1 protein-coding gene is annotated in these 575 nt (G+C 35.1%); it reads left to right on the top strand.

Annotated elements, in window-relative coordinates; genetic code table 11:
* Window positions 1-153: 153 nt before the first annotated feature.
* On the top strand, window positions 154-575 hold a 422-nt coding region (locus tag ACZYRN_RS19230; RefSeq protein WP_488913185.1), incomplete at its 3' end, for a GNAT family N-acetyltransferase.

Here is a 575-nt window from a genome sequence, read left to right as displayed (position 1 = left end):
AAGACGATTGATGAACAGTTGACGGAAACTGTTGACTAAGAAATATGTATCTATTAAACAGTCATGTTGATTGTCTTATTTAACCAAAGAAGCTGAGTAATTATAAAAAGATATGATAAAATAAAAGAAAATACAGTTTTTAGGGGGAGAAATATGGATATTCGGAAACTAAAGACAGATGAAGAGCTCCCATTGGAATTATTGTTATTAGCTGACCCTTCTCAGGCACTTATTGAGGATTATGTTCAGAGAGGAGAATGCTTTTTAGCTGAGAGTGATCGTCAAATTATTGGGGTTTATGTGTTACTTCCGACGAGACCTGAAACGGTAGAGTTAGTGAATATTGCCGTAATGAAAACCCATCACGACAGAGGCATTGGGAAGCAGTTAATAATAGATGCCATTCAGAGAGCCAAGTCAAAAGGATACAGAACAATAGAAGTCGGTACTGGAAATTCAAGTATAGGACAATTAGCTCTCTATCAAAAATGTGGTTTTAGAATTACTGGTGTTGACAGAGATTTTTTCATCAAACACTATTCAGAAGAGATTTTTGAAAATGATATACAGTGCAG

Source organism: Domibacillus sp. F004 (assembly GCF_057814295.1).
Note: the sequence above shows the minus strand (reverse complement) of the source record. Positions and strands in the feature narration are given on the sequence as shown.